25 protein-coding genes and 1 riboswitch are annotated in these 26,147 nt (G+C 39.2%); of the genes, 21 read left to right on the forward strand and 4 right to left on the reverse strand.

Annotated elements, in window-relative coordinates:
• Window positions 1–437: 437 nt before the first annotated feature.
• The gene (locus DIZ30_RS08445) at window positions 438–713 is read right to left on the reverse strand and encodes an acylphosphatase (RefSeq protein ID WP_002289551.1); all 276 of its coding nucleotides are present in this window, start codon (window positions 711–713) and stop codon (window positions 438–440) included.
• A gap of 107 nt (window positions 714–820) precedes the next feature.
• On the opposite strand from DIZ30_RS08445, the gene DIZ30_RS08450 reads away from it, so the two are divergent.
• The 4 genes from DIZ30_RS08450 to DIZ30_RS08470 all read left to right on the forward strand — a co-directional run bounded on the left by DIZ30_RS08450 (window position 821) and on the right by DIZ30_RS08470 (window position 4,697).
• A complete protein-coding gene (locus DIZ30_RS08450) occupies window positions 821–1,585 on the forward strand; it encodes an RNA methyltransferase (protein WP_098188955.1) in 765 nt (254 codons plus the stop codon).
• A gap of 122 nt (window positions 1,586–1,707) precedes the next feature.
• On the forward strand, window positions 1,708–2,211 hold the full coding sequence (locus DIZ30_RS08455) for an HD domain-containing protein (RefSeq protein ID WP_002289559.1): 504 nt from the start codon (window positions 1,708–1,710) through the stop codon (window positions 2,209–2,211).
• Window positions 2,212–2,618: 407 nt separating this feature from the next.
• Window positions 2,619–3,266, forward strand: a complete 648-nt coding sequence (locus DIZ30_RS08465; RefSeq protein WP_016628966.1) for a FusB/FusC family EF-G-binding protein — start codon at window positions 2,619–2,621, stop codon at window positions 3,264–3,266.
• 41 nt (window positions 3,267–3,307) lie between these two features.
• Window positions 3,308–3,374: riboswitch (Fluoride riboswitch) on the forward strand.
• 54 nt (window positions 3,375–3,428) lie between these two features.
• On the forward strand, window positions 3,429–4,697 hold the full coding sequence (locus tag DIZ30_RS08470) for a voltage-gated chloride channel family protein (RefSeq protein WP_098188956.1): 1,269 nt from the start codon (window positions 3,429–3,431) through the stop codon (window positions 4,695–4,697).
• Window positions 4,698–4,723: 26 nt separating this feature from the next.
• Here DIZ30_RS08470 and DIZ30_RS08475 read toward each other — a convergent pair whose 3' ends face one another.
• The 3 genes from DIZ30_RS08475 to DIZ30_RS13855 all read right to left on the reverse strand — a co-directional run bounded on the left by DIZ30_RS08475 (window position 4,724) and on the right by DIZ30_RS13855 (window position 7,588).
• Window positions 4,724–5,923 (reverse strand): YdcF family protein, encoded by a 1,200-nt coding sequence (locus DIZ30_RS08475; protein ID WP_002337819.1) that lies wholly within the window; start codon window positions 5,921–5,923, stop codon window positions 4,724–4,726.
• Window positions 5,924–6,040: 117 nt separating this feature from the next.
• Window positions 6,041–7,348 (reverse strand): serine hydrolase, encoded by a 1,308-nt coding sequence (locus DIZ30_RS08480; protein WP_098188957.1) that lies wholly within the window; start codon window positions 7,346–7,348, stop codon window positions 6,041–6,043.
• Between the two features lie 117 nt (window positions 7,349–7,465).
• A complete protein-coding gene (locus tag DIZ30_RS13855) occupies window positions 7,466–7,588 on the reverse strand; it encodes a hypothetical protein (protein WP_002294875.1) in 123 nt (40 codons plus the stop codon).
• Between the two features lie 232 nt (window positions 7,589–7,820).
• On the opposite strand from DIZ30_RS13855, the gene DIZ30_RS08485 reads away from it, so the two are divergent.
• From DIZ30_RS08485 to DIZ30_RS08565, 17 genes are all read left to right on the forward strand, one after another.
• A complete protein-coding gene (locus DIZ30_RS08485; protein WP_002294874.1) occupies window positions 7,821–8,939 on the forward strand; it encodes a hypothetical protein in 1,119 nt (372 codons plus the stop codon).
• Between the two features lie 289 nt (window positions 8,940–9,228).
• Window positions 9,229–9,549, forward strand: a complete 321-nt coding sequence (locus DIZ30_RS08490) for a hypothetical protein (RefSeq protein ID WP_002291761.1) — start codon at window positions 9,229–9,231, stop codon at window positions 9,547–9,549.
• 451 nt (window positions 9,550–10,000) lie between these two features.
• Window positions 10,001–10,201, forward strand: coding sequence for a cold-shock protein (locus tag DIZ30_RS08495; RefSeq protein ID WP_002288762.1), 201 nt, complete (start codon window positions 10,001–10,003; stop codon window positions 10,199–10,201).
• 146 nt (window positions 10,202–10,347) lie between these two features.
• Entirely contained in the window at window positions 10,348–13,137 is a 2,790-nt protein-coding gene (locus DIZ30_RS08500; RefSeq protein WP_047928417.1) for a helicase C-terminal domain-containing protein, read from the forward strand.
• A 46-nt stretch (window positions 13,138–13,183) separates the two neighbouring features.
• The gene (locus tag DIZ30_RS08505) at window positions 13,184–13,711 is read left to right on the forward strand and encodes a DUF5590 domain-containing protein (protein WP_002321579.1); all 528 of its coding nucleotides are present in this window, start codon (window positions 13,184–13,186) and stop codon (window positions 13,709–13,711) included.
• 20 nt (window positions 13,712–13,731) lie between these two features.
• Window positions 13,732–14,922, forward strand: coding sequence for a pyridoxal phosphate-dependent aminotransferase (locus tag DIZ30_RS08510; RefSeq protein WP_002335958.1), 1,191 nt, complete (start codon window positions 13,732–13,734; stop codon window positions 14,920–14,922).
• A gap of 39 nt (window positions 14,923–14,961) precedes the next feature.
• Window positions 14,962–16,260 carry an asparagine--tRNA ligase gene (asnS, locus tag DIZ30_RS08515; RefSeq protein ID WP_002291771.1) on the forward strand — a complete coding sequence of 433 codons (1,299 nt, stop codon included), beginning with the start codon at window positions 14,962–14,964 and terminating at the stop codon, window positions 16,258–16,260.
• A gap of 280 nt (window positions 16,261–16,540) precedes the next feature.
• Window positions 16,541–16,927 carry an iron-sulfur cluster biosynthesis family protein gene (locus DIZ30_RS08520; RefSeq protein WP_002291773.1) on the forward strand — a complete coding sequence of 129 codons (387 nt, stop codon included), beginning with the start codon at window positions 16,541–16,543 and terminating at the stop codon, window positions 16,925–16,927.
• Window positions 16,928–17,095: 168 nt separating this feature from the next.
• Window positions 17,096–17,770 carry an SGNH/GDSL hydrolase family protein gene (locus DIZ30_RS08525; RefSeq protein WP_002291774.1) on the forward strand — a complete coding sequence of 225 codons (675 nt, stop codon included), beginning with the start codon at window positions 17,096–17,098 and terminating at the stop codon, window positions 17,768–17,770.
• Window positions 17,767–18,108 (forward strand): hypothetical protein, encoded by a 342-nt coding sequence (locus DIZ30_RS08530; protein WP_002316395.1) that lies wholly within the window; start codon window positions 17,767–17,769, stop codon window positions 18,106–18,108. Before DIZ30_RS08525 ends, DIZ30_RS08530 begins: the two co-directional genes overlap by 4 nt.
• A 35-nt stretch (window positions 18,109–18,143) precedes the next feature.
• Window positions 18,144–18,503 (forward strand): YccF domain-containing protein, encoded by a 360-nt coding sequence (locus DIZ30_RS08535; RefSeq protein WP_002291778.1) that lies wholly within the window; start codon window positions 18,144–18,146, stop codon window positions 18,501–18,503.
• Window positions 18,504–18,706: 203 nt separating this feature from the next.
• A complete protein-coding gene (locus DIZ30_RS08540) occupies window positions 18,707–20,788 on the forward strand; it encodes a heavy metal translocating P-type ATPase (RefSeq protein ID WP_098188958.1) in 2,082 nt (693 codons plus the stop codon).
• Window positions 20,789–21,098: 310 nt separating this feature from the next.
• Window positions 21,099–22,565 (forward strand): APC family permease, encoded by a 1,467-nt coding sequence (locus DIZ30_RS08545; RefSeq protein ID WP_002291780.1) that lies wholly within the window; start codon window positions 21,099–21,101, stop codon window positions 22,563–22,565.
• Window positions 22,566–22,674: 109 nt separating this feature from the next.
• The gene (locus tag DIZ30_RS08550; RefSeq protein WP_002329453.1) at window positions 22,675–23,214 is read left to right on the forward strand and encodes a DNA topology modulation protein; all 540 of its coding nucleotides are present in this window, start codon (window positions 22,675–22,677) and stop codon (window positions 23,212–23,214) included.
• Window positions 23,215–23,287: 73 nt separating this feature from the next.
• The gene (locus DIZ30_RS08555) at window positions 23,288–23,728 is read left to right on the forward strand and encodes a CopY/TcrY family copper transport repressor (protein WP_002291784.1); all 441 of its coding nucleotides are present in this window, start codon (window positions 23,288–23,290) and stop codon (window positions 23,726–23,728) included.
• A gap of 12 nt (window positions 23,729–23,740) precedes the next feature.
• Window positions 23,741–23,950, forward strand: a complete 210-nt coding sequence (gene copZ, locus DIZ30_RS08560) for a copper chaperone CopZ (RefSeq protein ID WP_002291786.1) — start codon at window positions 23,741–23,743, stop codon at window positions 23,948–23,950.
• A complete protein-coding gene (locus DIZ30_RS08565) occupies window positions 23,950–26,136 on the forward strand; it encodes a cation-translocating P-type ATPase (protein ID WP_010732212.1) in 2,187 nt (728 codons plus the stop codon). Before copZ ends, DIZ30_RS08565 begins: the two co-directional genes overlap by 1 nt.
• The last annotated feature ends 11 nt before the right edge of the window (window positions 26,137–26,147 follow it).

The raw sequence follows: 26,147 nt of genomic DNA on the forward strand, positions 1-26,147 counted from the left end.
TGGTAAAATGAGTGCTTTTCTATACTTCAAAATATTTGAAAGTATAGTGTTTATACGGATAATCAAAAATTAGATATAAAATTTACGAAAAATATTCGTTCTTTTACGTAGCGAAAAATTTTGAAAAAAAGACAAAAAATCAAGAAAGAAATACTAGGAAAAAGTAGAATGATTCCAAGTGTTTCTTTCTTACTTTAATAAACTAAAAACTTTTTTTCTGCCCGAAAAAGCGGAGTCAAATGAACTCACTGCAAGTGATAGATCAGCTTTTTCACTGCTGTCCTTAATTTTTGAGGCAAAGCGCCTCAAGAATAACCTTATCGACGGTGTTCAAAAGCTTGCATCTACGGCATTAAGTCCAGCCTGTTGAAAAATATGGAGAGCTATTTTTCACAACCTGTCCTTAATGCTTGATGCAGACCAGCTTTTTCACAACCTTATCCCACCACATCAAATTTCTTTCGTTCCTCAATCATCGGGTCTTCTTGGACATCCACATACTGCACTCGTCCACTTGGGCTCGGTGATTTCTTGACTTCTTCAATAAATTTCTGGATGATGTCGTCATTGCCGATTGCTTCGATTGTGACTGAGCCGTCGTCTTCGTTTTTTACCGTTCCAGTCACGCCTAGTTGATCAGCGACCATCTTGGTCATGTAGCGAAATCCTACGCCTTGGACGCGTCCTTGGACGTTCATTTTAACTTTGCGCATGTTCGTCACCTTTCTTTCCTATTTTATAAATTAATGATACCGATTTTTTTAGGATGAAACAAGCTCAAGCACCTATTCCATGATATAATCATGGGGAGGTGAGGAATGTGAAAGAGATCCAATCAGCAAAAAATCCAAGAATCAAAGAATTAAAAAAACTACATAAAAAGAAATATCGGGAAGAAAAGGAAGAATATCTTTTGGAAGGGTTCCATCTGATTGAAGAAGCTGCGTCGTCTGATGCAGAAATAAAAGAACTTTTTGTGACACAGCGAGGCATGAAAGAATGGGGAGACTGGCTGGCCGCAAACAAAGAGATTTCTACTTTTCTAGTTTCGGATGAGGTCATGGATGCTGTATCGGATCTACCTACACCACAAGGAATCTTAGCAGTGATGGCGTTAACGGCTGAAGGCACGCCAGATTTTTCAGGAGGATGGCTGTTATTAGATAATGTACAAGATCCTGGAAATGTAGGGACGATGATCCGTACGGCAGATGCATTTGATATGGCTGGTGTTTTATTAGGCAAAGGAACGGCAGATATTTATAGTACAAAGGTGCTGCGAAGCATGCAGGGAAGCAATTATCATTTGCCTGTGTTGCAAAAAGATTTGGCAGAAGTGATCCCTGTAATGAAAGGCAAAGGGTTTACGGTGTACGGTACAGAATTAAATGAAGAAGCACATGCATTAGACAAAGTAGAAAAAACAGAGGATTTCGCTATAATCATGGGAAACGAAGGTCAGGGAGTAAGTCAGGAAATCTTGTCTTTGACTGATCAGAACGTATATATCCCAATGAAAGGAAATGCGGAATCATTGAATGTCGGAGTCGCAGCAGGGATCGTTCTTTATCATTTTTCTTTATGATTAAGGAACTATTAAGCTTTAGCTATTTTATCTAGAGCAACTAGAATAATCCGAACACTGGTGGTATACTTAAATCAATTTCAGAAGAAAATGAAATTCAAAAAGGTGGCAGATCGATAATTATGACAGAAAAATGGCGTGAAGACGAAGAATATATGTCTTATGTACAAGATCTTTTAGAAACAGAAGCAGTGAAAAAATTAGCGAATTACACACAGCATGTTCATTCCACTCGTTTGGAGCATTCCATCAGTGTTTCTTACTATAGTTATCTGCTCGCAAAAAAATGGGGTGGCAATGCTAAAGCAACAGCGCGTGCTGGACTTTTGCATGATCTGTTCTACTATGATTGGCGTACGACGAAATTTGACGAGGGGACACATGCGTATATCCATCCAAGAATTGCTGTAAAGAATGCAGAAAAAATCACCGATTTGTCGGATCTTGAGCGAGATATCATTTTGAAGCACATGTGGGGTGCAACGATCGCACCGCCTAAGTATAAAGAAGGATATATTGTGACATTCGTGGACAAATACTGCGCAGTCAAAGAAGCGGCTCAACCCATGTCTGCAAGTATGCGTAAGAGATGGCAACGTTACTTTGGGAAAGAATCCTCGATTTAACAGGTAAAACCAATAATAGACCATATTGAGGTTGTGACAGAAGTGGTCAGCTTCAAGAAATAAGAAGGAATTTACGAAAATTACTTCTCAAATTTTTGTGAAGTTTCGGCTTATTACCGCAGATGCAAGCTTTTGAACACCATTCATTCGAAACAAGGGACTTTGACACGACTTTTGTCACAGTCCTTTTTTCTGTTTGCAGTTGACTATCTGTTCAAGATACGGTTTACTTTTATTTATCGAATGAATCATGTACATAGAAGAATAAGCATTAAAGGGGGTGATGATAAGATGCAAAACGTATCTTATTTAAAAGAGTCCGGGATCTTCAGGTAACACATACTTTGCAGAAGATCACTTTTTTCTACAAAGTATGCACTTTGGTTAGAAGAAAGGACTTTAAAATCATGGAACAAACGATAAAACCATACCAATATTTTTTTATAAAAAGAGAAGTAGAACAGTTATTAAATGCGTACTCATCTGTCAATGATCCAAAAACGGTGCAAACAGTTCAGGCACTAGCAGCTGAAAAGATTCGAGACATATTAGATCACGAACTGCCAGAAATCGATACATTTTTAACGACAGTTTTAGACGTAAAACTGACAAAAGCGCAAGCAGAAAGAGCATTGGAGGAGCTGAAGCAAATCGTTCAGCCGTTTATGCAGCCTAGCAAACCACAAATCGAGAAATTATTCCGAAAAGTGAAAAAACTCAAACAACCAGCTTGGAATGAAATCGACTTGCAAGAACATACGTACATCGGCTGGAATGATCCAGGTACGCAGAAAAAATTCATGGTCTATTACGAAGATGAAAAATTAAAAGGGATTAGTGGTACTTTATCACCAACGGTAAATAAGGGAATCTGTGCAATCTGTCAGAAAACATCGAATGTTTCGCTTTTTCTTTCTACAACGAAAGCAGGTTCTGATGGCACGTATACGAAAAAGGGGAATTATATTTGTCATGATAGTGACCAATGTAATCAACAGTTAACGAAATTGGCTCCTTTCTATGAATTTGCTGAACGTGTAAAGAAAGAACGATAATTTTATTGTTTTTTACAGAAAAATATGCTATCTTTTAATGGAAGTGAATAGGTGATGGTGTTCGCCTTTAAATGCTAACGAAAGATAGCTAATGACGCCTACTAAAGTCTGGGGACAGCCCCTTTCTTTAGTAGGCGTTTTTTTATTGAGGAGGAATTTTTTATGGAAAAACAATTACCGAGTCCAATGCGCATTTTAGTGTATATGCTGAAGTGGCTGGTGATCACAGCGATTCTCGGTATATTCATGGGGAGCTTATCTGCTTTTTTCTTAAATAGCTTGACAGTTGTGACAGATATCCGACTATCACATCCTTGGCTCCTTTATCTACTACCAGTTAGTGGTGCGCTTTTTGCTTATCTCTATGCGTATCACGGCGGTCTTTCTAGTCGTGGAAACAACTTAGTGATCGATCAAGGAAATGGTGGAGAAGAAAAAATCCCGTTGCGACTTATTCCACTTACACTGTTTGGAACCATAACTACCCATTTATTTGGGGGATCTGTTGGCCGTGAAGGAACAGCAGTCCAAATGGGGGGAGCGTTAGCAGATAATACAGCACGTTTGTTCCGATTGGATAAATCAGAACGGGAAATCTTGATTATCAGTGGAATCAGTGCGGGTTTTAGTTCTGTATTTGGCACACCTTTAGCTGGAACATTATTTGGATTAGAAGTGTTGGCAATCGGAAAAGTCCGAACAGAAGCGATCTTCCCTAGCTTCTTTGCTGCACTGTTTGCAAATTTCATGACAGAAAGCTATGGTGTTTCTCATCTACATTACCAAATGGGTGTGATTCCTGAATGGAGTATGTTGCTGTTCTTCAAAGTTTTTGTTGCTGGGATTGCTTTTGGTTTGATTGGCTGGGTATTCAGCCGTTCGATCGTCTTTTTAAAAGCGCGATATGCACAATGGATTCCTCATCCTATTTGGCGAAATACGATAGGTGGAGCTGTAGTTGTGGCAGCAGCATTGATTTTGCAAACACAACGTTATCTCGGATTGAGTCTTCCGTTACTTCAAGAATCATTTAATGGACAGGTACATGTCTATGATTTTATTGGGAAGTTATTCTTCACAGTTTTGTCTTTAGGCGCGGGATATCAAGGGGGAGAAGTGACACCATTGTTTGAAATTGGTGCAACGCTTGGTGCAGCAGTAGCGCCTTTGCTCCATGTTTCTGTTCCTTTTCTTGCAGGATTGGGCTTTATCGGAGTATTTTCTGGTGCGACAAATACACCGATTGCCTGTTTTGTGATGGGGATCGAATTGTTCGGTTCACAAGCTGCAGTATACTTCTTTATGATCTGCTTGATCAGCTTTATGTGTTCAGGCAACAGCGGTATTTATTCTGCTCAGCAAGTAGCGGTCAAAAAAGGGATACTCTTTTTGCCAATAGTTAAGAGAATGAAAGAAAAAAACAAGGTGTGACATATGTTTTGTCACACCTTGTTTTTTTAGAAAAGTAAAGTAATCAGCGATAAGAATGCGGAGCCTGCGAAAAGCAATCCGCAAATGATCATATGTCTTTTTTTGTTCATCATCAAGATGGCGATGTATTCTCTTAAAAACGCATTAGGCAAGTAGTAGAAAGCTGTTTTTGCACCAATACCATTTGCTTTCAATTTGGCTTGACGCGCATAAAGACCGGCTCTAAAAATGTGGTAATTGTTGGAACTAAAGATCACGCGGTATGGCCCTTTCATTTGCTGATCCATGATTTCCTTTGAATAGAGCATGTTCTCCAAAGTGGTTGTCGAATTGGTTTCGACAAGAATGTCTCTTTCAGGGATTCCTTGTTCCATGGCATATTGTTTCATCGCAATGGCCTCTGGTACTTTTTCGTCTGCTCCTTGCCCGCCAGACATCAATAAGATGGGCGGATTTAATGTAGCACGGCTTTGAGCCCGATAAAAAGCAATCGCCTTATTGATTCGCTTGGCTAGAAGAGGAGAAACTGTTTCTCCATTGATCAACCCAGCGCCTAACACAACGATGAAGTCTTGATTGTATCGAGGCCGGTTGAACTGATACAAGAATGAGACAGTCAAAAAGTTGTAGAATACGATAAATAGATAGATCAAGATCAGGGGAACGCAGAAAAACAAAGCATTTATCCATTGCGGCAAATATTTTAACAAGAAAAAGTCAAAAACAAGAAACAGTGTAAGAAAAATGGCTAGTATCAACGTTAAAAGATTAGCTAATGAATGCGATTCTCTACGTAAAACTGTGACCCCGTTCCAAAAAAGAAAAACAATCAATCCATAAATACCAAATAAAAGGACAAGTAGCAATGGAATCGTGATCAAGGCGATCAGTCCGCCAAGGAAAATATTTTGCGTTTCATACAGCAAGACAAACAAGTAGATGCCGAAACTGATGAGGAAAACATTGAATAAAAGACCATTCAGCAGCCTTCGTTTTTCTGTGAAATAAGAAAAAGCAAAGATACTAAAGAACAACAATGGAATCAAAAAATAAAAGGTCGAATAAAAAATTTCCAACACGACAAAATAAGTTAAGATTACCGTAAATGTCCACGTACTGCCGTAAAAGAACAAGGAAGGATCCTTCTTCTGTTTTCGCCAATAAACGATAGAGAATACCCCAATAAGATAGAGAACTAAAAAGATCAGATCTCTGGTTAGATTCATAAATTCAACTCCTTTTTCTTATACAGTATAACGAAAATAGATGGAAAAAGCTGTTATTAAACTAGAAAAAGCAAAAAAACATCTTTCCGATGGAAAGATGCTTTTCTTATTGTTCAATTAAAACAAGTTGCCGAAAAATTCTGCGACGCGTCGCCAGCCAATCACGAACATATTCGCTTTTTCCACTGTTTTATCCGTAATGATCTCTGTCGATGGCGCATTGTTATCTTCTAAATAACCTAATTTATCGTCTGCCAAGGTGATCGTAGCGGTACCGATTTTTGTTCCTTTATCCATAGGTGCTTGGATCTCATTGTCAGTGACTTGTTTTTTGTCAAGAGTTGGTGTGATTGTTAATTTTCCAGTATCCATATCGTTCCGTACCCATACTTTTACAGGACTTTTAAGCACAACGGGCACTGTTGATTCTTTCCCGTCTTTTACATCAATGGTTTTTAGACTAGGGATACTTGCATTGGCTTTTCCAAGCTCTTTTTCTGACCAATTGTCGTAGCAATAATCCATTAAGCGAGCTGTTTCATTGAAACGGGCACTTGGGTTTTCCGCATGGCCGTCTGCATTCAATACGACAGTGATGATTCGTTGATCGTTTTTAGTGATCGTACCGACGAAACAGGCTCCTGCAAGTTCAGTCGTACCAGTTTTTAATCCGTCCACGCCTTCTTTATAATTCACGAATCCTGGGAGCATCCAGTTCCAGTTGACCATTTCTACTGGTGATTGCGTGTTTTCGCCAAACATTTGTGTCGTAGTGCTAGATACATCCAGTATTTCTGGAAAATCCAAGATCAAATGACGGGCAACGATAGCCACATCTTGAGCAGACATTTGATTTTCGTCGTTTTCTCCAGTACCTTCTGGTCGGTTTTCGCCAAGATAAGAGTTATTCAGTCCTGATGCATTAACGATCGTTGCATCTTTGATACCCCAATCTTTCAATTGTTCTTTCATTCGTTCAGTGAATTTTGCTTCGCTGCCAGAGATTTTTTCTGCCAAGGCAACCATTGAAGCGTTGGCTGACTGGATGATTGCAGAGTCGAATAATTCTTTAACGGTGTAGGTGTTTTCTTTATGCAAAGGAACATTTGATAAATCTGGGGTGACACTCAAATTTTCTGCATAATCTGAAATTGAAACTTTATCATCCCATGATAGTTTCCCTTCTTTTACTTGATCAAGGACGATGTAAAGACCGATGATTTTTGTGATTGAAGCGATCCCCATGGTTTTTTCTCCATCTTGATCATAAAGAATCTTACCGCTTTGCGCATCTACAGCAAAGGCTGCTTTTGCATTTACTTTGAAAGTATCTTCAGCTTGCACAGCAACAGATGGTAGAAAAGAAGCAAGGCAAAGAATGAGACTAGCCAATAATAGGACTAGACGTGTTTTTTTTATGGACATATCCGATCTCCTTGTATTTAATTTGTTTCGCTACAAATTAAAATTTTATCAGAGAGGGAAGAGAGTTTCAATGTTTCTGAAAAAAACTTTAGGATAAGAACGCGCGTTATGAAAAGGTTAGCGGTCATTTTTTCGTACTTTTATAGGAACAGGCTGTGTTTCCGCCTCTAATAAGCGGGAAGCGCTGAAAGCAAACAAGCTGATGATACTTAATAAACTAAAAATCATAATCAAATGCATAAGGTCCACCTCTTTTATTCTTTTTCTTAGTTTAACAGCCTTTCATGAAGAATAGTTGAAGACTATACCCAAATAATTGAGGAAATTATGAAGATAACTTAAAAAAATTGCAAAATACCCAACTAAAGAAACCGTTTTATTTTTTTAGATACGTTTTATTGTATGGAAAAATAGTGTTGTGGTAGACTTTAGATAGACACAAAGGAATGATTTTTTTAGGAGGGGTACATTTATGGCAAAAAAGGATAAAGAACTACTGTCACAATTGACTTCAGAAGGCGCTAAAGGACCGTTCGTCACGATCATGCTGAATACGCATGTCGCACATCAAGATGTGGAAAAAGATCAAATCAAATTCAAAAATTTTGCAAAAGAAGCAAAGAAACGTTTTGAAAAAAAATATTCCGAGCATGACTGGTCCCCGTTCCAAGAAAAAATTGAAAATTTGTTAGGAGATCCTTCGTTTTGGCGTAGTGCAACTACGAGTGTAGCGGTCATTATAACTGCTGATCAAACCTATATACATCGTTTGAGTATCCCGGTAGACGATCAATATTATGTAAGTGATCTTCCTTATTTACTGGCCATTATCAAAAATGGACAGTTCAACTATTCCTATTATCTGTTGGGATTGAACCGCGACTCCATGAAATTGTATGAAGTCAGCAACAAACAAGTAAAAGAAGTGTCTCTACCAGAAGGGGCACCGGTCGATGTTGTTACTGCATTGGGATCTGAACTGACAGGTGGCGGTTTGAACTTCTCTTCTAATGGAGGAGGCGGTGCCCGAGATGGCGTTACTTTCCATGGCGTGAATCCAAAAGATGAAGAAGTAGAGATCGATTGGGTCAACTATTACCAAGCAGTTGATACGTACTTGAAGGATTCTTTCGAAAATCCTGAACAATGGCCGATTTATTTATTCGCTCTACCAGAAAATCAGACGATGTTCAAAAAAATCGCCAAAAATCCTTACTATTGTGCAGACGTTGCGATTTCTGCTTCTCCAGCACAACTATCCTTTAGAGATATCGAAGAAGGAGCGAAGAAGCTGTCAAGTGAACTAGCAGCCCAAGAATCAAAAGAGTACAATAAACTTTTAGATAAGAAATTCATCGATCAGTTAGTTGATATCGTTCCAGCTGCGAAAGAAGGAAAAGTATCCCATTTGTTTATCGCTACGTCAAACTTAGCTGATGGTTTCGGAGAAGATCCTGAAACAGAATATGATCGGCGTCAAGTGCTGAATGCTTTGGCAGACGATGTGATTATTAATGGTGGGAAAGTGTTTATTTTGGATCAAAAAGATGCGCCAGATGAAAAGAGTCTGACAGCGATTCTTCGTTATTAAAGAGGTTGTGAAATCAGTGTTTTTATCTGAGTATTAGAGAGAAAAAGCTGTTCTGCATCAAGAATAAGAATAGATTTACGAAAATTATTTCTCAAATTTTTGTGAAATTTCGGCTTATTTCCGAAGAAGTTACTTCTGGAACATCGTTTATCAAGAGGTCGTGACATCGTCACGACCTCTTTTTTGACGATTATGATACAAAAAACACCATTTATGAATGAAATGCAAATAACGGTCGTTCTTGAGATATGATTTTAATTGGGAAAAACTTATCGATAAGGAGATCTTTATGAAAAAAAGACTGTTATGGTGTTTGCTGTCTCTATCCCTAAGTTTAACAAGTCAACCAGTTTTTGCAGAAGAAACACAGCGTTCTCTAAGCACAGGCGCACGTATGTACAAAAATATTTATGCGCAGACATCAGCGTTTGATTCTGCGTTCCCTGAAACAGAAGAACGGGCTTTGCAGCCAAGGTTTGGTTATTTTTGGTATTGTCCGTCATGTGATTACGAAAGTTGCTGGCATTTCTTCCATTCAACAGCTGCAGCTTTTGCTGTTACCCATGCTCAGAAATATGATGGGCATCATCCTGTCATTTATGAGGTATAGGTATGAACAAAAAAGAAAAATTAATCTCGTTGATCGTATTGGTTTGTCTTGTTCTTCTGGTCACTGTCATAGGCTATCAGAAATACCATGAGAACATCAGACCTACTAAAGAGTCTTCCCCATCCTCAACCGTTGAAACAGAAACAATAAATAGTCAGATAGAATAATTTTTTAGTTTAAAGAGGTGCAATGGATCGAAAGAGGGGTATCTGAACAATAGAACGTTTGTCATTAAGAAAGTTCGGTTTTTCACTTGATGTAATCGCTGAGAAAACATTTTTTTATAAAAAAATATCGAAAAACTCTAGCGTTTTTGTAAACGGTATGATATACTGTAGAAGTAGTTTTTGTTCGGTAATCTGTGGTAGCTTGTTTCAAATAAACATCTTCCAGATATACACCATTCAAGTAATTGCAAAATATGTGTTGAAACACAAGGAGGATTTTTATTATGGAAACAGGTACAGTAAAATGGTTTAACTCAGAAAAGGGATTTGGATTCATCACTGCAGAAAACGGAAACGATGTATTCGTTCATTTCTCAGCTATCCAAGGCGACGGATTCAAAACTTTAGAAGAAGGCCAAGCAGTAACTTTCGACGTTGAAGAAGGTCAACGCGGACCTCAAGCAACAAACGTTACTAAAGCTTAATTTACCTATATTAAAAATAAAAGTCCAGACATTTATGTGTCTGGGCTTTTTTGTCTTTTTTTCCTTAAAAAGCGATGAGAGTATTTTTCTGCACTTTGTAGTATAATTTCAAAAGAACATTAGAGGCAGGAGAAGAGGAAGATATTTTGAAACCAAGAACTTATGCAGTCGTTGATATCGAGACGACTGGGACGAATCCAAAAGAAGATCGGATCATCCAATTTGGCTGCGTCATGATTGAAGCTGGTCGGATCACTTCACGTTTTTCGATCGATATTCATCCAGGGCGGAAGATTTCAAAACAAATCCAGCATTTAACAGGGATCACGAATCAACGCGTCCAAAAAGCGCCTTATTTTGAAGATGTCGCCCAAACGATTTACAATCTTTTGGCAGACACCATATTTGTCGCGCATAATATTTATTTTGATTATAATTTTTTGAACCATGAACTCATGCGATGCGGACTTCCTAGTTTGAAGATACCGGGCATCGATACCGTAGAACTTGCACAAATTTTCTTGCCGACGGAACCAAGTTTTCGCTTAGCTGATTTGTCAGAAAGCCTTGGCTTTATTCATGAGAATCCTCATCAGGCGGATAGTGATGCCGAAGTGACAGGTCAGCTTCTTTTACTGATCGAAGAACGAATGAGGAAATTGCCGATCATCACATTAGAGCAGATTGCACGATTAAGTAGCCATACAGGAATGGATACGAGTCGTTTCATTTACCACGTGCTTGAAGAAATGAAAGAAAACCCGGAGCCCCTTGATCTCTCATTAGAAATCATCGATGGGCTAGCTTTGCAGAAAAAAGAAGTGGAGCTATTCACATCCGTCCATTATGGCGAGCGGACATATCCAAGAAAAAAACAAGCAAAAGAAAAAATGTTTGGTAAAACACTGATGTATCGAAAAGAACAGAACAGGCTGATGAATGCTGTCTACGACCATTTCACAAAAGATGAATCAAAAGATTTGATGATCGAAGCAGCTACAGGAATGGGCAAAACGATTGGTTATCTGTTGCCTTTGAGTTATTTGGCTACACCTGAAAAACCAGCTGTCATCAGCACCGTTTCGCTTGTTTTGCAGCAGCAGATCATGGAAAAAGACATTCCATTACTGAATCAATTGCTAGATCAGCCGATACAACCTGTGATTATCAAAAGCTATCGCCACTATATTGATTTACAGCGTTTTAAAGGTACACTTGTGGAACCGCCGGGACAAAAACAATATGCGTTGTACCAAATGGCTGTCTTAGTTTGGCTAACACAAACGAAGACCGGTGATTTGGATGAATTACATTTAACCAATCTGAACCATGCATTCTTTGCAGATGTCGCGCACAGAGGCACTGGGTTTTTAGCAAGGAATCAGTCGTTTTACAAACAAGACTTTGTGCGTTTCTTGCAAAAGAAAATCAAACAAAGCAATTTTTTGATAGTCAACCATGCATTTTTAGTACAAGAAACACAGCGAAAAGAACCATTGCTTCCAGCTAGTCCTTATTTGTTGATTGATGAAGTGCATCATTTGCCGGAAATTGCTGAAAAAGTAAATGACAAACGACTAAGTATTAACTACTTCCATAAACAAATCCAACAACTGGAAGAGCCGAATCAGTTATTTGACCGCATACAAAGTTATTTGCCGAAGGAACATGAAGCCTTGCGCTGGTTGTCGATTTATCGAGAAGAACTCTCTGCACTATGCGAAGCGCAGATTTGTGTGGCAGAGGGATTAATGAACTTAGTAAGCAGCAAGCAGCCTAACGGACAATATCCAGAAGAAGTCATGATGACAAAAGAAATGTTGGATCAGCTGCCACTGGAATCTGGAACAGCAATGGATCATCTGCAACTTTTTTATCAAGAGATCCAACAACTACAATCACAGATGCGCTTGACTTTTGAGATTATCCAAGAAAGTTGGACCAACCAGATGCGGATCGATTTAGCAAGTTTATATAGCTTATTTGATCAATTAGACAAGCAATACTTGCTGATGGATCAATGGCTGGAAGACTGGCGAGATCATTTGATCCATTGGTTCGTTCCTGGGAACACAGCGCAGCAGATGATTTTTCATCTCCATGATTTTCAAGCGGCTATGTTGCCGTCGACTGTTTGGTATCCTCGATATGATCGTATTCTTTATATTGGAGGAACGTTGAAGATCGGCCCTAATCGACACTATCTCTCTAAGCGGCTTGGCATTGAAGCAGCACCTCTTAAAGTGATTGCCTCTCCTTATGATTATGAGAAACAGGCAAGGATCTATGTGCCAAAAGAGGCACCTGCCGTCCATCAAGTCAGCAATCAAGCATATATCGATTATTTAGAGACATCACTTACAGGTCTGATCGAACAAGAAGATCGGCCAATACTTGTGTTATTCACTTCTCATGATGTTTTGCAGAAGGTCTATCAGAAAATGCATCTGTCTATGCTAGAAAAAGGACGAGAAATACTAGCTCAAGGGTTTGGTGGAAGCCGGGAGAAGCTTTTGAAACGCTTCATTTTGTCAGAAAAAAGCGTATTGTTTGGCGCTGACAGCTTTTGGGAAGGTGTAGATTTGCCTGGAGATGCTTTGCAGATCGTTGTAGTCACACGTTTACCCTTCGATAATCCGCTTCGCCCGATGGTCAAAGCTAGGAACGCTTATTTAGAATCAGAGGGGATCAATCCTTTTTACCAGGAATCCGTACCTAAAGCAGCTTTGAAGTTACGCCAAGCATTAGGTCGCTTGATAAGGACGGAGACAGATCGTGGCGTATTGCTTATTTTGGATCGAAGACTAGTCACTGCAAAATATGGCGCACGGATCATCCATGCATTACCGAAAAAAGTACCGATCAAAGAGCTAGCTATGGAGGAAATCTATCAGGATATCCATGAATTCTTAAAGAAAAATGAAGAAGGAAGTTAGAGGAGCTGTCTTTTTTCATAATTAAAATCTGCTATAATGAAAAGGAATGAAGATAAAGGAGCGACGACCCTTGAAGAAAAAACAGACAAAGGAAAAAACGATTAATCGCGTGTTACTTGGCTTGATCGTATTTTTATTAGCGGTCATCGTGATCAGCTCGATTTTTTACTTGCGTTCCAGTCGTCCGGCGGTGCAGGCGAAGAAAGAAGCAGTAGAAATCGCAAAGAAATATGCAAATCTTGAGGAAACCGATCATTTTTATTGGTTTACTCGAAAGAAGACATACTTTTCACTGACAGGTACAAATGATAAAGGAAAAGAAATCGCCGTTATCATTCCTAAATCTGGTGAAAAAGTAAAAGTATTGGATCAAACAAAGGGACTGACTGAAAACGAAGCAAAACAGACAATTGCTGCGGCCCATCCTGAAATCCAAATCGAAAAAGCTGCTTTAGGGATGTATGATGATCAGCCTGTGTGGGAAGTAGTAGGAAAAGAAACAAATGGGAAACTGAATTATTACCTGATTGGCTTTGAATCTGGAGATGAAGTCAAGACAATCAAGGGAATTTAAAAGGTAAAGGAATGAATGGGATGGAGTTATCAAAAAGAACAAAACGATTAGAACCGTCTGTCACTTTGGCAGCTGCGGCAAAGGCCAAGGCATTAAAAGCAAAAGGCAGAGATGTGCTGAGTTTGACTGTGGGAGAACCGGATTTTGCGACACCAGAAAACATCCAAGAAGCAGCAATCGAAGCAATCCGCAACGGGAAAGCTAGCTATTATACACCAACAGCAGGAATCCCAGAGCTTCGACAGGCAATCGTTGATTATCTGAAGAAAAACTATGGACTTGTCTATGAACCTTCACAAACAGTCGTAACAGACGGAGCTAAATTTGCTTTGTATACCCTTTTCCAAACGATCCTTGACCCGCAAGATGAAGTCATCATTCCTGTGCCTTATTGGGTCAGTTATGGTGAGCAAGTAAAACTGGCAGAAGGACTTCCTGTCTTTGTGAAAGGGGAAGAATCCAATAGCTGGAAAGTTACTGTTGAACAGCTAGAACAAGCACGTTCAGAAAAAACAAAAGCCGTAATCATCAATTCTCCATCGAATCCGACTGGAATGATTTATAGCAAGAATGAACTTCAGGCAATCGGTGAATGGGCAGTAAAAAATGATATTTTGATAGTTGCTGATGATATTTATGGTCGTTTAGTTTATAATGGCAATGAGTTTACTCCAATTGCAACGATTTCAGAAGCAATCAAAAATCAGACCATCATCATCAATGGCGTGTCTAAGACCTATGCGATGACAGGCTGGCGCATCGGTTATGCGGTTGGGAATCCTGAAATTATCAATGGAATGATCGCTGTTGCTTCCCAATCAACTAGCAATCCGACAGCAGTCAGTCAATATGCAGCTGTTGAAGCATTGAAAGGTGAGCAAGATACAGTGGAAGAAATGCGGAACGCCTTTGAAGAACGCCTGAATACGTTATATCCGCTTGTGGCAGAACTGCCAGGTGTTTCTCTTGAAAAGCCGCAAGGAGCTTTTTATCTTTTTCCTAATGTAAAAGAAACGCTACGCATGTGTAAGTATGAGAATGTCACACAATGGGTAGAAGATCTTTTAGAAGAAACAGGGGTAGCACTTGTGACTGGCGAAGGCTTTGGGGCACCAGAGAATGTCCGCATGAGTTATGCGACTGATCGTGCTACGTTAGAAGAAGCGGTACGCAGAATCAAGCAATTTATTGAGAGTAAAAGTCAAAATTAATCCTGAAGAAATTCAAGGAATATAAAAGGAGAGTCATACGTGGAACAAATTCAAATCATCGATTCGAAAAACCATGTGGGAGAAACAGTAACAATCGGCGCTTGGGTCGCAAATAAACGATCAAGCGGAAAAATCGCATTTTTACAATTAAGGGACGGAACAGCCTTCTTCCAAGGGGTAGTGGTAAAAAGCGAAGTGCCAGAAGAAGTTTTCCAAACAGCTAAAAATCTGCACCAAGAAACATCTGTGCTAGTAACTGGAGAAATCCGTGAAGACAGCCGTTCAAAATTCGGTTATGAAATCGGGATTACAAATGTGGAAGTAGTAAGCGAGAGCCACGATTATCCGATCACACCAAAAGAACACGGAACAGATTTCTTGATGGATCATCGTCATTTATGGCTACGTTCTTCAAGACAACATGCGATCATGCAAATCAGAAATGAAATCATTCGTGCAACGTATGAATTCTTTAATCAACATCATTTTGTCAAAATCGATCCGCCAATCTTGACTGGTTCAGCACCAGAAGGCACAACGGATCTATTCGAAACAAACTACTTTGATCAAAAAGCCTATTTATCTCAAAGTGGCCAATTATATATGGAAGCTGCTGCTATGGCTTTCGGAAAAGTCTTTTCATTCGGTCCGACTTTCCGTGCTGAAAAATCAAAGACACGCCGTCACTTGATTGAATTCTGGATGATCGAACCAGAAATGGCCTTCACTCACCAAGAAGAAAGTTTAGAAGTACAGGAGCAATATGTAGCCTTCTTAGTACAAAATGTTTTAGATCATTGCGAATACGCATTGGATGTACTAGGACGAGACAAAGAAGTCTTAAAAACTTATACAAAATTGCCATTCCCTCGTATTACTTACGATGATGCAATCGAATTACTGAAGAAAAATGGATTTGATGACATCGAATGGGGCGAAGATTTTGGTTCACCTCATGAAACGTTCATTGCAAATTCATTCGAACAACCTGTCTTTATCCTAAACTATCCAAAAGCCATCAAGCCATTCTACATGAAACCACATCCAACAAGAGAAGACGTGGTGATCTGTGCAGATATGATCGCACCAGAAGGCTACGGTGAAATCATTGGCGGAAGCGAACGGGCAACGGACTATGATTTCTTGTTAGAACAAATCCGTAATCACGGTTTGGATGAAAAAGAATATTCATGGTACCTTGATTTACGTAAATACGGTTCTGTTCCGCACTCTGGTTTTGGTCTAGGTCTTGAACGAACAGTCACTTGGATTGCTGGTATCGACCATGTGCGTGAAGCTATTCCATTCCCACGTTTGTTGAACCGAATTTATCCATAAGAAGTGATGAAAAAGCTGTTTAGTTTCGAGTATTAAGAAAAATTTTGTGAAAATGGCTTTCCACATTTTTGCATAAATTTGGCTTAATACCGAGAAACTGGCTTTTGAACACCGTTTATTCTAAAAAAGAACTGCGAACTCTCGCAGTTCTTTTTTAAAATACGGGATAAAGGAAGTTTCCAGCAGACAAGAGAAGAAAGCAAAAGAAATTGCTATTTGATTCACAAGGTTCTATAATGAAATCGCAATCAATCCAACATATACAAAGAAGGCGATTCAAATGGAGATCCGATTTGATGATGCTTCTGCTGCTGAAATAAAGCAGCATCTAGCACCTGAAAACAAACTAATATTAACATTCGAAGATGGAGTAGGTCCGTATTCTCAGCATGCAATGATCCACATGCAAGTTCAATTCACCCTTGGAATCATTGGATCAGATATGTCGACAGAAAGTTATGACCAATCTATCCCAAGCAATCTAGGAGAGATATTAGTAAAGGGATATTCGTTGGCAGACTTAGATGAGCATATGAATATACGTTTTGATGCTTCTCGTCATATTTTGAGTTTGACGGGCGACAGTGGGCTGATTGACGGAAACTTAGGTCTGATCGATTTCACTGAATCAAACAACGAAGGAATCAAGAAAAATCCGGCACGTTAAGAAAAAAGCATAAAAAACTAGGCACTTGCTGAGTATTCATCCAATCGTTTGAGGAAACTAGGCGGGTGTCTTTTTTTATACATCTATTTTCGCTTTCGTCTTGGTAGAGCTTATGGGATAATATAAAGAAGAAAATCGTCGTTTTATTCAAAAAGGAGTTTTTGACAAATGAAAACACGCGTGTTATTTATTGGTGACAGCATTACAGACGCAGGAAGAGACCGTTCAGAAGCAACGGATCTAGGTAAAGGGTATCCGCTTTTGATTGCCGGGAAACTAATCTCACAATATCCAACGATGGAATTTGAATGTATAAACCGTGGGATAGGAGGAGACAAAATTGCAGATCTGCAAGCACGCTGGCAAAAAGATTGTTTAGCTCTGCAACCTGATTATGTATCGATTTTGATTGGAATCAATGATACGTGGCATAATACTGGAGATCAAGCTATATTCGGCACTGAGAAATCTGTGCAGCAATTTGAATCCGTTTATCGAGAGTTACTAAATGAACTTCAAGCAGCTGGAATCTGCAATATCGTCTTAATGGAGCCTTTTGTACTTCCTGTGACAAATGATCGTTATGGGTGGCGCAAAGACTTAGACCCTAAGATCCAAACCGTTCGTAAACTCGCAAAAGAATATGGCACATTGCTGATTCCTTTAGATGGGATATTCAATGCTTTAGGAATCGCTTATGGTTTTTCGAAATATACAAAAGAAGATGGCGTGCATCCAACGATTGGCGGACACGAGATTATTGCACAAAGTTGGATAGATGCGATTTCCGCAGTTGATTTTTTTAGTGGAAATAAAAATGAACGAAAGAAAAGGGAGAAATGATGGAAATACGAAGGGCAGTAAAAGAAGATCTCCCTCAAATCAATCAGCTGATTACTGATCATCCAGAATCATTCGTAAAAGTAAAAACGGCAGCTGAACTACATGATAGGAATAAACTATTGATCGTTGCTGTAACAAAAGAAAACCGGATCATCGGTTTTGCGCAAGCAGATGAACAGCAATCAGAAGAACGGGTGGATCAGCGACCAGCAGGAAAACTAATCCAACACACATTAGTAACAAAAGAAAAAACGGAAGAAATCCAAAAAAGATTTGCGGAATACTTGATGCTGGAAGCTAAAAAACGAAAAATCAAATCGTTTTTTGTCCAGTTCTAGTTCTAATTAAAAACAGTAATAAAAGGAGAAATACAATGAGTTGTTTAGGAAATGTCATCTGGTTCATATTTGGCGGACTAATTGGGGGTCTTAGCTGGTTAGCAGCAGGGGTACTTTGGTGTATCACGATCATTGGTATCCCTATCGGTATGCAGTGTTTTAAAATCGCCTCCCTTTCTTTTGCGCCTTTTGGCAAAGAAGTAATTTACCACCAGTCCGGCATGTCATTGATTGTCAACATCATCTGGCTGATCGTTTCAGGTCTCCCAATTGCTCTTGGACATGTCGTCAGCGGCATCCTTCTATGTATCACGATTATAGGGATACCATTTGCAAAGCAATCTTTCAAACTTGCTCGATTGGCGTTGATGCCATTTGGTGCAGAGATTATATAAGTCAGGATGTTCTAAAAGAGTGTCCTAAACATGTTATATGAACGAGAGAACTGGATGAAACACAACTATCACGTGTTTGATCTGGTTCTTTTTATGTTTTGAAAACTCATTTTTTCTTTCGGATACCTTGACATATGAATAACCATTCATTTATAATCAGCTATGAAGAGATATTCATATGTTAAAGCGAGGAGGTCATTAAAATGAAAAGTTACAGATTAGAAGGTTTAGACTGTGCGAACTGTGCGATGAAAATCGAAAAAGGAGTCCAGCAAATCGATGGAGTCAAGGAAGCAACGGTAAATTTCACTTCTGGAAAACTAACGATTGACGTAGAGGAAGACCGATTAGCTGCGGTTGAACAGGAAACAAAAAAAGTAGTGAGGGAATTAGAACCAGATGTCAAGGTAACAGAAATAGACAAGGAAAAAGTATCTGAACATGGAAATGAAAAAGAGAGAAACACGCTGATCCGGATTTTATTTTCACTTGCAGGTATCGCTGTCTTGCTATTATTTGATTTTAATGAACCAGTTCGTTTGATAGGGTATTTATTGATTTATCTGCTGATAGGATATGATGTAGTGAAAAAAGCGGTGATGAATATCGTCAAAGGACAAATCTTTGATGAAAATTTCCTCATGTCTGTTGCTACAATCGGCGCTATGTTGATCGGTGAATATCCAGAAGCCGTAGCAGTGATGCTATTTTATCAAATCGGCGAATATTTCCAAGGATTGGCAGTCAATCATTCAAGAAAATCGATTCGTGAACTGATGGCTATCCGTCCAGAAACAGCGCACATACAGACAGCAGAAGGATTGATGACCGTGAATCCTGAAGATGTGCAGATTGGTCAGTATGTACTTGTTAAGCCTGGTGAACGTGTACCGTTAGATGGAACGATCATCGAAGGAGAATCATTAGTTGATACATCCGCACTTACAGGTGAATCCGTTCCTAAATCTGTATATGTTGGCGAAACAGTATTAAGTGGATTTATCAATAAAAATAAACCATTTTTAGTTCAAGTAGAAAAATCCTATGAAAATTCTACCATCAGTAAATTATTAGAATTAGTAGAAAATGCCAGCAGCAAAAAAGCACCAGCTGAAAATTTCATTACCAAATTCGCGCGATATTATACACCAGTCGTTGTAGGGCTGGCCGTCTTATTGGCTGTTTTACCTCCAATGGTTTCTGGAGCGGCGTTTTCTGAATGGATCTATCGGTCGTTGACATTTTTAGTGATCTCATGTCCATGTGCATTAGTGATTTCCGTACCACTTAGTTTCTTTGGTGGGATCGGAGGAGCAAGTAAAATTGGTGTATTAATAAAAGGTTCAAATTATTTGGAATTGCTTGCACAAACTGAGACAGTGGTATTCGATAAAACTGGCACATTAACGAAGGGCGACTTTTCGATCCAGACGATCGATCCAACAGGAATTGATCCAAAGAAATTTATGCAATATGTTGCAAGTGCAGAACAGTTTTCTACACATCCGATTGCGCAATCCGTTTTAGAAGGTTACGAAGGTCCGCTTTTACCGGCAACAAATATCCAAGAATTTGCAGGTGAAGGGATCTTAGCTGAAGTTGACAGCAAACAAATATTAGTAGGTAATCACAAATTGATGGAAAGGTTTGAAATCTCTTTTCCTTCAAGTCAAGAAATCGGTACATTGCTTTATATAGCAATCAACCAAAGTTATAGTGGTTATCTTGTCATTGCGGATACCTTGAAAGAAGATGCTGTAGACGCATTGGTTCAACTAAAACAGGCTGGTGTCAAGCACACAGTCATGTTGACAGGTGACTCGAAAAAAATCGCTGATCATATCGGGAAGCAAGTTGGCGTGGACAAGATATACAGTGAACTACTCCCAGAAGATAAAGTACAGCGGTTAGAGGAAATCTTACAAAGAAGCAATAAAAAGACTGCCTTTGTCGGAGACGGAATCAACGATGCACCGGTGCTAGCAAGAGCAGATGTAGGGATCGCAATGGGTGGATTAGGAAGCGATGCTGCAATTGAAGCAGCAGATGTAGTCATCATGAACGATCAACCATCGAAGATTGCAGATGCGATCCGGTTAGCAAAGAAAACATTGAAGATCGTCAAGCAGAACATTGTTTTTGCTATTGGGATAAAAATATTGGTACTTGCCTTAGGTGCTTTTGGTTTTGCAACAATGGGAGATGCAGTATTTGCAGATGTCGGGGTAACAGTCCTAGCTGTTTTGAATGCCATGCGAAGCTTACATGTAAAAAATAAATATTGACCAGTAGAGAGGACGAATGAACGTCCTCTTTTTTTATACCTTTTTCTTAATAAAAGAATACAAAGAAAATGGCTAAGATTATAAAATAACTGATGTTTTTAATTTTGCAGAAAATTCAAAATTGCTTTAAATACAATAAAATCAATGAAATCAAAGAAAACAACTCCTTTTTTTGATGGAAAAAATATGAAAAAATGATGTGTATTAAATAAAAAAATATACACATAAAATAACGCTGTCTTGTAAGTTTGTTAAAAATTGAATATGATTACATTTGGTTAACAAATTTTTATTATAAAGGAGAGAACGAATGAACAATAAACAATTACGCTGGTTCACTGTTGCGTTAATTGCATTCAACATGGTTTGGGGCATGGGGAATGTAGTTAATAACTATGCCCAGCAAGGAGTATCAGTTGTCACCTCTTGGCTATTGATTCTAGCCATTTATTTCATTCCATACGCATTGATCGTTGGACAATTAGGATCAGCCTTCAAGGATAGTAAAGGAGGCGTCAGTTCATGGGTCGAAAATACGACATCCAATAAACGGCTGGCATATTATGCTGCTTGGACTTACTGGGTCGTGCATATTCCTTATTTGGCACAAAAACCTCAAGCCATCCTGATTGCAGGGGGTTGGGCGGTCCAAGGAAACGGAAATATCGTAAATACGATGTCAGTCCAAATGGTAGCAGTTATTTCACTTATTATATTTCTTGCCTTTTTATATTTATCAACAAAAGGACTTTCTACGTTGAAAGTGATCGGCGGATTAGCCGGAACAGCGATGTTCGTTATGTCGATCCTATTTATTCTTTTAGCAGTAACGGCACCGTTCATCAACCCAACGATGGAATTTGCCACACCGCATATGAATCAAGTGAAAACATATATTCCAACCTTTGACTTCAGTTATTTCACAACCGTCTCTATGTTAGTGTTTGCAGTTGGAGGAGCGGAAAAAATATCCCCTTATGTCAACTCTACAAGAAACCCTGCAAAAGAATTTCCTAAAGGGATGATTTTCTTAGCAGCAATGGTAGGGATTTGTGCTGTATTAGGTTCAGTCGCAATGGGCATGCTGTTTGCTAGCGATAATATCCCTAAAGACTTGATGGCAAATGGGGCATACAGTGCTTTTCAAATTTTAGGTAATTACTATGGTATCGGTAACTCATTGATGATTATTTACGCATTGACAAATATGATCGGGCAAATCTCCGCATTAGCCTTTTCAATCGATGCACCGTTAAAAATCTTGTTAGCAGATGCAGATCCAGAATTCGTACCAAACTGGCTACGTAAACGTAGTCATAAAGGTACATTAGTAAACGGCTATCTTTTGACAGGTATCCTAGTAGGAATCATTATTTTGCTGCCAATCTTCGGTATCAAAGATATGAATGAATTAGTTAAATGGTTGACGAACTTGAACTCAGTTGTTATGCCAATGCGTTACCTATGGGTATTCTTGGCGTATATGATGTTGAATAAAGCTTATAAGAAATTCAATTCTGAATATAAATTTGTCAAAAATCCAAAAATCGGGTTTATCTTCGGTGCTTGGTGCTTTGCCTTCACTGCGTTCGCCTGTATCTTAGGAATGGTACCAAAAGTAGATTATACTGCGGATCCTAAAGCATGGTGGTTCCAGCTATTCACGAATATCATCACACCAATCGTCTTGATCTTATTAGGCATGATCTTGCCGGCCATCGCTCGTCGAGACAAAAATAAAGAAATCACTGAGCCAGAAACTGTGGTTCAGCCTTAAAATAAAATTACTTCTTGCAAGAGTTGGCGTGTAGAGCCAACTCTTGTTTTTTTGTGGCGTTATAAATGGTATGATCGAACCAAATTCCAAAGAGAAGTGAGGGAGGAAAATGAAGATCATCGTGATTGGACAAAGTGGGTCGGGAAAATCGACCCTCGCAAGGAATATCAAAGAAATCACGGGCTTTCCGCTACTGCCGCTAGACCTTTTATGGCATACAACAGATTACAGTATTCAGGCAAAACAGTGGTTTTTGCAAGAACAACAAACGTTTATGGTATCTAATCCGTCATGGATCGTTGAAGGAAATTATACTTCTACGTTAGAAGAGAGAATCAAAGAAGCAGATAAAATCATTTGGCTTAAAGTGCCGCGTTATGTCGCCATCTACCGAGTAGTTTGGCGTTCTTTAAAAAGAAAGATAAACAAAAAAACACGGCCAGATATGCCTGAAGCATTTACAGAGAAACTAAATAGGGAATACGTAGAATTTTTATCTTTTATCTGGCATTTTGAAGAAAACAATGAACCGAAAATACAGCAGCTGATCCAAGAAAACCATGCACGAAACAAACTGATCATCCTTAAAACAAGAGGGGAAAAACAAGAATTTTTAACTAAATTGAAAATAGAGAGCAAAAATAATTGACAGTTTTTGTTTACAAGTGTAATCTGTATTCATAAGTTATTGATTACATTTGTAAATGAAAGGTGTGAAATAAATGGAGAAAGTCAAAACGCCGGTAAAAATCAGCGATTCAGAATGGGAGATCATGCGGGTTATTTGGACACTTGGACAGACGACTGCTCAAGAAATCACGCAGATCTTAGCTGATTCGATGGATTGGAAACCAGCAACGATCAAAACTTTGTTGGGACGTTTGGTAAAAAAAGAAGTGATCTGGACAGAACAAGAAGGAAAAAAATTCATTTATCATCCAGCTGTCTCAGAGATGGAAACAGTTCGTAGTGCGACGGAAAATCTTTTTTCCCATATCTGTGCAAAAAGGATTGGAGAGACGATTGCGGATCTAGTAGAAGAAGCTACTTTGACTCAAGAAGATATCAATGAAATCTTGAAACAATTAGAACAAAAGCAACCAGTCGAAACAATCGAATGTAACTGTATCCCAGGTCAATGTGAATGTAAACAACATCAATAGGAGGAAGAAAAAATGAAACAACAATTTTCAATCGAAGGTATGAGCTGCAATCATTGTGTTGCAAGAGTCGAAGAAGCGGTAAGCGCACTTGACGGCGTACAGAAAGTAAAAGTGAACTTGAAAAAAGCAAACGGTACAGTCAAGTTTGATGAAACAAAAGTCCAATCCGAAAAGATCTGTCAAGCAATCAATGGATTGGGATATAAAGCAGAGGTGATTTGATGGCAGCAGCAGAAACCAAAATGGACACATTCGTCATTACAGGTATGACTTGTGCAAATTGTTCTGCTAGGATCGAAAAAGAGCTGAACGGACAACCTGGTGTTGTCAATGCCACAGTCAACTTGGCCACTGAAAAAGCAAGTGTCAAATATGAAGGGACGACCACTGAAAAATTAATCCAAAGCGTAGAGAATATCGGCTATGGTGCGATTTTGTACGATGAAGCCCATAAACAAAAAATTGCGGAAGAAAAGCAAGCATATTTGAAAAAAATGCTATTCGATCTTGTATTGAGTACGATTTTGACTTTGCCATTGATGCTGTCAATGATTGCCATGATGTTGGGGAGCCATGCGGCAATTGTTCACTTTTTTCATCTGCCAATCGTTCAGTTAGTTCTGTCTACACCTGTCCAATTTTATGTTGGTGCTCGTTTTTATAAAGGGGCATATCATGCAATCAAGACGAAAGCACCAAATATGGATGTACTGGTAGCAATCGGAACATCAGCTGCTTTTGCATTGAGCATTTACAACGGATTTTTCCGTGGACATCCCCAAGATCTTTATTTTGAAAGCAGCAGTATGATCATCACGTTGATTTTGCTCGGCAAATATTTGGAACATACAGCAAAAACGAAAACAGGTAATGCAATCAAACAATTGATGTCTCTTCAAACAAAAACAGCTCAAGTAATAAGAAACGGTAAAGAAGAAACGTTAGCGATTGAAGAAGTCGTCGTTGGCGATCAGCTAGTCATCCGTCCTGGTGAGCAGATCCCAGCAGATGGTCGAATCATTTCAGGAAGTAGTGCGATCGATGAAAGTATGCTTACTGGCGAAAGTCTTCCTGTAGAAAAGAATCCAGATGACACACTCTTTGGCGGAACAATCAATACGAATGGTCTGCTTCATATGGCAGTCACACAAGTTGGTAAGCAGACAGTTTTAGCTCAAATCATCCAAATGGTGGAAGACGCTCAAGGAAGCAAAGCACCAATTCAAAAAATCGCGGATCGAATCTCAGGAATTTTTGTTCCGATCGTTTTAGTCATTGCATTCATCACGCTAGTGGCGACAGGATTGATCACGGGTGATTGGCAACTTGCATTGATCCATAGTGTCTCTGTATTAGTCATTGCGTGTCCATGTGCATTAGGTTTAGCAACTCCAACAGCTATCATGGTAGGAACGGGTGTTGGCGCACGAAACGGAATCTTAATTAAAGGCGGAGAAGCATTAGAAGCAGCTGCTCACTTAGACAGCATTGTTTTGGATAAAACTGGAACGATTACAGAAGGAAAGCCCAAAGTTACAGATCTAGTCGGTTCTAAAGAAGTCCTATCTATTTTTTATACTTTAGAACAAGCTTCTGAACATCCACTAGGTAAAGCAATCGTGGAATACGGAAAACTGCAAGAAGCAGCAACATACGATATGATTGATTTTACAGCTCATCCAGGTGCTGGAATCAGCGGTACGATTAACGGAGTACGCTATTTTGCGGGTACACGTAAACGATTAATTGAATTGAACCTATCATTTGATGAATACCAAGAACACGCGTTAGAATTAGAACAGCAGGGAAAAACAGTCATGTTTTTAGCTGATGAAAAGCAAGTGATCGGGCTGATTGCCGTGGCAGATCAAATCAAACAAGAAGCCAAACAAGCAATCAAGCAGTTACAGGATAAAGGATTAGATGTCTTTATGCTGACAGGAGACAACAAACTGGCAGCCGAAACGATCGGTAAACAAGTGGGTATTGATCCAATGCACATCTTTGCCGAAGTACTTCCAGAGGATAAAGCAGCCTATGTGGAAAAACTGCAGAAAGATGGCAAAAAAGTCGGTATGGCAGGTGATGGAATCAATGATGCGCCAGCTCTCGCATTAGCTGATGTTGGTATGGCAATGGGAAGTGGAACGGATATCGCGATGGAAACAGCAGATGTAACGCTGATGAATAGTAGTTTGGCGTCCATTGCTCAAACAATCGAGTTGTCTAGAATGACATTGAGAAAAATCAAACAAAATCTTTTCTGGGCTTTTGTCTATAATACGATTGGCATTCCTTTTGCTGCATTAGGCTTTTTGAATCCAATCATTGCAGGAGGAGCGATGGCGTTTAGTTCCGTCAGTGTATTGTTGAACTCCCTGAGCTTAAATCGGCACATGAAAAAGTAAGAGAAGGGATG

The organism is Enterococcus sp. H57 (assembly GCF_003112495.1).
Taxonomy (GTDB): Bacteria; Bacillota; Bacilli; order Lactobacillales; family Enterococcaceae; genus Enterococcus_B; species Enterococcus_B faecium.